The sequence below is a fragment of the Selenomonas sp. oral taxon 126 genome (assembly GCF_001683335.1).
In the GTDB taxonomy this organism is placed as follows: Bacteria; Bacillota; Negativicutes; order Selenomonadales; family Selenomonadaceae; genus Centipeda.
Genome location: NZ_CP016201.1, coordinates 2713912 through 2720247 on the forward strand (window position 1 = coordinate 2713912; position 6336 = coordinate 2720247).

Here is a 6336-nt window from a genome sequence, read left to right on the forward strand (position 1 = left end):
CTCCAGTCCATGACGAAAGAAGAACTCATCGATGCCCTCGTTATGGCAAGGATCACAGAGGCACGCTTAAAAAAAGGTTATCTGGTGGAAGGAGTTGGTGCGGAAAAGACGTTCATTCCTATCGGCAGGAAGAATACCAAGTAGTCATGGAGCTTTCCGGACAGTTCCCCATCCGGCTGCTCTGTACAAAGATCGGAATCCCACGCAGCAGCTTCTACAACTGGAAGAAAAGCGTGGAACATCCACCCGAACCGATTAAGGCTCTGTTTACGCATCCAAGAGCTACAACGAGCTCCTGCCCATGTACAACATTGTCAGGTCAATGTCCAGAGCCGGCGCACCGACAGACAATGCCGCGATGGAGGCGATTAATGGTTGGATCAAGGCCGAACTCTTTACAGATTTCCATATTACTTCGCCGGAGAATGTCCCCGCTCAGGTATCCGACTACATCCGCTTCTTCAACGAGGAGCGCCCTGCATATGCCCTTGGATACCTTACGCCGAAGCAGTATCGGGAGCGGTTCGCGCCAAAGCACGAAGGTGCGGCTCCTTGATACGTGTCCTTTGAATGGAGGTCATGGATGTTCTGTGTATCACATCTTCGATGAATATGTACAGTATCTCAATTCTAATGACTAATTTTTAGGTTTTTGTGTCCAGTTTTTGTTGACTAGTGCACCTCTTTTCGCACAAAAAAATAAATGCTGCGGGACACATAATGTGTCTCCACAACATTTATCATAGCGCCCCCATGTTCCGCCCGTTCTGCCATGAAAAATACGCCGAAATTCCTGTTGCAAAAGATTTGGAATTAGGCTAGAATACTTCTATAAATATAGTTCTTATTTATAGGAAGAATCTATAAGTCATATAAATGATCCTATCGTCGAAAGGAGCCATTCATGAACGCCATCAAAATTCGGGATGACATCTACTGGGTCGGAGCGATCGACTGGTCCATGCGCAGCTTTCACGGCTACGACACGCAGCGTGGCTCGACCTACAACGCCTATCTCATCATCGACGACAAGATCACGCTGATCGACACCGTCAAGCATGGCTTTGAGGAAGAGATGCTCTCACGCATTTCCTCTGTCATCGATCCCTCGCAGATCGACTACATCATCTCGAATCACGTTGAGCCCGATCACTCGTACGGTGTACCGCTCATCTCTTCGCTCGCACCGAATGCAAAGGTCGTCACGAGTGCGCCGAACGGTCTGAAGGGACTGCGCGCCTACTATGGGGAGCTTCCCTATGAGACGGTCAAGGCGGGCGACACACTCTCCATCGGCAAGCGCACGCTCGTGTTCGTTCCGACCCCGATGCTCCACTGGCCGGACAGCATGGTGACGTACTGCCCCGAGGAGAAGATCCTCTTCTCGAATGACGCATTCGGTCAGCACTACGCCTCGGGCAAGCGCTACGACGACGACAACGATCTCTCGATTGTCATCGATGAGGCGAAAAAGTACTACGCGAACATTCTCTTCCTCTATGCCAAGCAGGCGCAGACGGCACTCAAGGCGGTTCACAAACTTGACATTGAGATGATTGCCACGGGACACGGCATCATTTGGCGTTCCCACATCCCCGAGATCATCGACCTCTACAACAAGTGGTCGCTCGGTGAGACCGAGGATCGCGCTGTCGTCGTCTACGACAGCATGTGGCACTCCACAGAGAAGATGGCGCATACCATCGCCGAGGCATTCATCGACAAGGGCTTCTCCGTCGGCTACTACGACATTCAGAAGAACACGCACGCCGACATCATGACGGATGTCCTTACGAGCAAGTACCTCGCTGTCGGCTCGCCGACGCTCAACAACCAGATGCTCCCCACCATTGCGGGCTTCCTCTGCTATATGAAGGGACTCTCTCCGAAGGGACGCAAGGCGTTCGCGTTCGGCTCCTACGGCTGGGGAGGGCAGAGCATCCAGCAGATCGAGGACGAGCTCAAGGCGGGCGGCTGCGAGATTGTCATGGACAAGGTGCGCATGCTCTACGTCCCCTCTGCCGAACAGCTTGCGGGACTGCGTGAGCAGATTCTGGCACTGTAACAGCATATAAAATCCCGAAGGACTTGAGATCATCCTTCGGGATTGTTTATGTAAAAAGTGCTTATTCCTCTGTAAAATATCGCATCGAGGTTTTCTTGATGTGTTTAATTTCAATGGTTTCGTGGTTATCCGGTGCTTATTGGTGCCTAAATCACGTTGATGCACTCATTGTTCTCAATGAAGCGGTAGAGGTCTTTACGCATAACACGGTAATGACGACCGATCTTGTAGGTTTTGATTTTACCTTCGCGAAGGTATTGTGCAATGGTAGAGAGTGGGAGGTTCAGCATGGTAGCAATATCCTTTGGGCTGAACGCTATCATTTTATCCCATGTTCCTTCTTTTGTCGAGAAGAAGTTGTCTAATTCTTTGTTGAACATTAGTTTGTCTTCCTTCCTGTTTGTCTGTATTACTCAAACTTCGCAGAAAAATAATCCGCTGCAAGCCTTGAAAAATCAGTCTTTCTACACAATAAAATAGCATGAGCGACATCCATTTGGTATAATTTAACTACCAAGAAAAACATCCAATGGAGGCTCATGCCATGAACAGTATAGCACAAACCAACCAGTCTGAGAAACAGCTTTCCGAGAAAATGCAATCTTTTCTCAGCCGTTACCATGTCGGCCGACTCCTTCGCACCGCAAACGCCTACAAGAACATCCGATGTGTGATGAGGGGAAGATACAGGAGCAGCTGGAGCTTTTCCTGTCCGAGCTGCCGTCGCTACTGTCACAAAAGCTGCGAAAATGTGCATGACGAGGATGTTTTTCCAGCCGCAAAGCTATGGTTTTCAAGCCTTGACGATTGTTTTTGATGTGCGAAGTTTGAGTTGTTAATCAGTTAGATACCGCATGACGGTTTGATATTGTCAAGAACAGTTGACAAATTTCTCACAAGGGAACGAACGTTTAAGTGGTTGCGGCAATTGACTCATTGCTTCCTCACACTGGATGAAGCGGGCAAATGCCTGCGCATAGCTTTCGATGAGACGAGGATTTACGAGACGCTCACAGCCGCGCTCCTTGAGCCACAACCATATTTCGCGGAAAATCTCATCCGCACCGAGCGGCTTTCCGTTCCGCTGTCGCGCAGACAGGAACTCACTCGTGGTCGGCATCTCTTCTCCATAGAGGTCGGCGGCATCCACAAGATCTGTACCGTCCAATTCCGTCATTGGGAACTCCATGATGTGCGCTGTTCGCCCGCCCGCGATCTTATCTGCCAGTGCTTCGGGTTTATCTCCCGCTCGGACTCGCCTACCACCACGATTTGTACCGTCACGCGCCATCTTCTCGCCCCCTTCCCTTAATACCCCGTTTGAACCGACGTTTTTGTGCGTACGCCCCCTCCCCGGTCAAGGATTGGCGCGGTTTTAGAGATTTGACCGCCCCCTCCCTATTCATTAGTATTCTTTTTGCTTTACATAGTAAATCAAACAAGCTATACTTTTCTAAAAGAAAGGAGCGTGCTCATTATGTCAACTGTCCCTACTCAAATCAGAATTGACCGAGACATAAAAGAACAGGCCGGCGCTTTGTTTTCCGGGCTTGGTCTTGATATGTCCGGTGCCGTTAATATGTTTCTGCATCAGTGTGTCCTTCGCGGCGGTATCCCATTTTCTATCGAAATGCCCCGTTATAAGCAGAGCACCTTAGCCGCGATGGAAGAAGCAAGAAGAGTCTCTCGCGATCCGAACATCCCTAGCTATGACAACATGGACGACTTGAAGAGAGCATTGGAAGAATGACCTATCACATCAAGTTCACCACCGCTTATAAGAAAAGTTACAAGCGTGCCAAGAAACGCGGCTTGAACCTCAAACTGCTGGATGATGTTGTCGATGAGTTAAGGAAAGGGCGCAAACTCGATGCCAAGCACCGCGACCACGAACTCCATGGGAATTGGGCGGGCTTTCGCGAGTGCCATATTCAACCGGATTGGCTGCTCGTATACCTCGTGGAAAATGACATTCTGACCTTAACTCTTGTCGAAACCGGAACTCATGCGGATATATTCGATGAATAAGCTGTTCATTTAGGACAGCTTTTTTCTTTGGTGAATCCGCTCATGGCATGACACGCAGAGCGACATCAAGTTGCTCTCCTCATGTGTGCCGCCGTCCGAGAGTGGACGTATGTGATGCACGAGTATCGCGAGAACGTATCTACCCTGCTCTTTGCATTGCTCGCAGAGCGGATGCCCTGCCAAATGACGGTCGCGAATCCTGCGCCACGCACTGCCGTATCACGCTGTACCATCTCGAACACGGCAGGGTCGATGATGGCAGGATGGCTCTGTTCCACAAAGTAGCTTGGCACTTGTCCGCAGTTCTTGACGGCTTTCTTGGTGAGGAAGTCCGGCGTGAAGGTCTTCTGGATTCTCGCGCAGCCTGTGTATTTCTCGTTGCTGAGGATGCCCCGGATGGTCTTGGCGTTCCATTTCTCCTTGCCCGTGACCGTCAAGATGTGCCGTGCGGTCAGTTCCTTTGCGATCCTGCCGGCTGTCATACCTTCAAGGAAAAGCTGGAAGATGAGCCGCACGATCTTGGCTTGCTCCTCATTGATGGCAAGATTGCCGTCCTCGCCCTTATCGTAGCCGAGGAAGTGTGAGTAGCCGACGGAGAACTTGCCGTCGGCAAACTTTTCCCTGAGTCCCCATGTGACGTTCTCCGAGATGGATCGTGCTTCCTCCTGCGACAAGCTGCTGAGGATGGTCAGGAGGATTTCCGTCTTACCCCTAATTTTGATACAATCCAACGATGCACCCCCTATACCCTCTTAACGATGCACCCCCTTGCACCCCCCTGCCTATCGTTAAGCGAGTATGCACGGAAAAGCCTTGATTTATGCGGCTTCTCGACATAGTGAAAAGGGGTGCATTTGCACCCCCTTGGTCGAGATTTTGCACACCCTACCGACAAAAACCGGACACGGAAATCTAAATATTCGGCAATCCTTCTATTTCTTATATCCAGTCCACTGCTCATATTTATTGGCGCAGTGGTACCCCGCCTTGGTTTCTTTGCCCTTGAACGAACTCTTCTTATTGATGCACACACCCAAAACTCGGTCATTTTCACAACGAACAGACTTGCCGGATTCTCTCTTGCCCATCCAATGTTCACAAGTAGCACAGCATTTACGGTTCAGTAGGACGCTCATTCATATCACCTCTTTTATCAATGATTCGCTAAATTTTCATGCCGGATGTGGAAATCAACGCTCTGGCAATAAACACGACCTCCTCACACTTCTTACCCGCTCTCACTGTCCATATAAATCGTGCTGCAGGGAAACAAGGGATAATCTCCTGCACTTTTTCGCTAATATAATCGAAAAGAGCATCCTCCTGCTCTGACACATCCCACCAATCCAGCATTTCATCTGGGATGAGAGAACGTTCTTCGTCCACACTAAAAGAGATCAGCACGCCCTCTATTGTCTCATCTAGCACAGGCAAATTTCCTGCCTGCGAGATACATTGAATCTTCCCATCACGCGATGCCAGCGTTTTACTGACATGCGAATAGTCCAAGTCCCCCATATCCTCATAACAGCTTTTGCCCCACCACAGTCCAAACCAGTGCATAAAGTCCTTTGCACAATCCGCATCTGCGAAGCAAAAAATATCGGGATTATTCAAATGTCGATAGAACTCATCTGTTTGCCGCGCCAGTAAGGGCTGCACGGATTCGATAAATTCCCCCTCGGAAGCTGTACGGTATATGAGAAGCATATCCTGCTGTTCGAACATCTCCGACGGTATCGCTGCGATGTGGGAATCCGAGATCAACAAGACGCGCCATAGCCATACTTCATCCTCTTCCAAGTTATACAGCTCATCGTCCTCGGAGCTTTCTCTATCTGTGGTCCCCTTCCATATCACGTACGGCTCATCATCTCCTTCGTATCTTTCACGTTCTTTATAAAATTGCCGCACAGGCATACCAAAGAAGCGGGCACACTCCGTAGCGCAGGAATAATTACGCTCTAAAGGAGGAAACAACCGTTCATCCGCACAGGTAATCCGTAGATCCCAAATTTCCTTGTAGGATGACATTTCTTCCCCCCATCCATTCGATTGATCGCACGCCTTTTCCGCGCACAAGTCTTTGAATGCTGCACCTCTCTATGCCCATCGGTTTGATCATAATTCGTCGCGCGAGCGAAAACCTTGATCGATCAGTCTCGTTGCAAGAAGTGCAGTCACGCTCTGCTCATGACACTCTATGATCATCCATATAATGTCTGCACTTTCGTGAAAAGAAC

General features: G+C 49.7%; 7 protein-coding genes and 3 pseudogenes. 4 read left to right on the top strand and 6 right to left on the bottom strand.

Annotated features, from left to right (window positions below):
• The first annotated feature begins 322 nt into the window (after positions 1–322).
• Together AXF19_RS12415 and AXF19_RS12420 are read left to right on the top strand one after the other, a co-directional pair.
• Positions 323–556 carry an IS3 family transposase gene (locus tag AXF19_RS12415; protein ID WP_237141622.1) on the top strand — a complete coding sequence of 78 codons (234 nt, stop codon included), beginning with the start codon at positions 323–325 and terminating at the stop codon, positions 554–556.
• 348 nt (positions 557–904) lie between these two features.
• Positions 905–2065 carry an FprA family A-type flavoprotein gene (locus AXF19_RS12420; protein WP_066849537.1) on the top strand — a complete coding sequence of 387 codons (1161 nt, stop codon included), beginning with the start codon at positions 905–907 and terminating at the stop codon, positions 2063–2065.
• A gap of 146 nt (positions 2066–2211) precedes the next feature.
• On the opposite strand, the gene AXF19_RS12425 is transcribed toward AXF19_RS12420, so the two are convergent.
• The 3 genes and pseudogenes from AXF19_RS12425 to AXF19_RS12435 form a co-directional block, all read right to left on the bottom strand.
• The gene (locus tag AXF19_RS12425) at positions 2212–2445 is read right to left on the bottom strand and encodes a helix-turn-helix domain-containing protein (protein ID WP_066849539.1); all 234 of its coding nucleotides are present in this window, start codon (positions 2443–2445) and stop codon (positions 2212–2214) included.
• Between the two features lie 29 nt (positions 2446–2474).
• Positions 2475–2801: a hypothetical protein gene (locus AXF19_RS12430; RefSeq protein ID WP_216634945.1), complete on the bottom strand. Its 327-nt coding sequence runs from the start codon at positions 2799–2801 to the stop codon at positions 2475–2477.
• A gap of 192 nt (positions 2802–2993) precedes the next feature.
• A pseudogene (locus AXF19_RS12435) lies at positions 2994–3356 on the bottom strand (terminase); the annotation flags it as partial.
• Between the two features lie 186 nt (positions 3357–3542).
• Between AXF19_RS12435 and AXF19_RS12440 the strand changes: the two are divergent.
• The gene (locus tag AXF19_RS12440) at positions 3543–3815 is read left to right on the top strand and encodes a type II toxin-antitoxin system RelB/DinJ family antitoxin (protein ID WP_066849543.1); all 273 of its coding nucleotides are present in this window, start codon (positions 3543–3545) and stop codon (positions 3813–3815) included.
• The gene (locus AXF19_RS12445) at positions 3812–4093 is read left to right on the top strand and encodes a type II toxin-antitoxin system YafQ family toxin (RefSeq protein ID WP_066849546.1); all 282 of its coding nucleotides are present in this window, start codon (positions 3812–3814) and stop codon (positions 4091–4093) included. The genes AXF19_RS12440 and AXF19_RS12445 overlap by 4 nt, the downstream gene beginning before the upstream one ends.
• A 9-nt stretch (positions 4094–4102) precedes the next feature.
• Here the strand turns inward: AXF19_RS12445 and AXF19_RS14090 are convergent.
• The 3 genes and pseudogenes from AXF19_RS14090 to AXF19_RS12455 all read right to left on the bottom strand — a co-directional run.
• Positions 4103–4312: pseudogene (locus tag AXF19_RS14090) on the bottom strand (HNH endonuclease); the annotation flags it as partial.
• A gap of 59 nt (positions 4313–4371) precedes the next feature.
• Positions 4372–4575 (bottom strand): annotated as a pseudogene (locus tag AXF19_RS15655) (recombinase family protein); the annotation flags it as partial.
• A gap of 682 nt (positions 4576–5257) precedes the next feature.
• Positions 5258–6127 (bottom strand): hypothetical protein, encoded by an 870-nt coding sequence (locus AXF19_RS12455; RefSeq protein ID WP_066849547.1) that lies wholly within the window; start codon positions 6125–6127, stop codon positions 5258–5260.
• Positions 6128–6336 lie beyond the last annotated feature (209 nt).

Bases quoted from the DNA above. Each gene is read 5' to 3' on its own strand.
- AXF19_RS12415 (WP_237141622.1), top strand. From the start codon at position 323: ATGTCCAGAGCCGGCGCACCGACAGACAATGCCGCGATGGAGGCGATT.
- AXF19_RS12420 (WP_066849537.1), top strand. From the start codon at position 905: ATGAACGCCATCAAAATTCGGGATGACATCTACTGGGTCGGAGCGATC.
- AXF19_RS12425 (WP_066849539.1), bottom strand. From the start codon at position 2,445: ATGTTCAACAAAGAATTAGACAACTTCTTCTCGACAAAAGAAGGAACA.
- AXF19_RS12440 (WP_066849543.1), top strand. From the start codon at position 3,543: ATGTCAACTGTCCCTACTCAAATCAGAATTGACCGAGACATAAAAGAA.
- AXF19_RS12445 (WP_066849546.1), top strand. From the start codon at position 3,812: ATGACCTATCACATCAAGTTCACCACCGCTTATAAGAAAAGTTACAAG.
- AXF19_RS12455 (WP_066849547.1), bottom strand. From the start codon at position 6,127: ATGTCATCCTACAAGGAAATTTGGGATCTACGGATTACCTGTGCGGAT.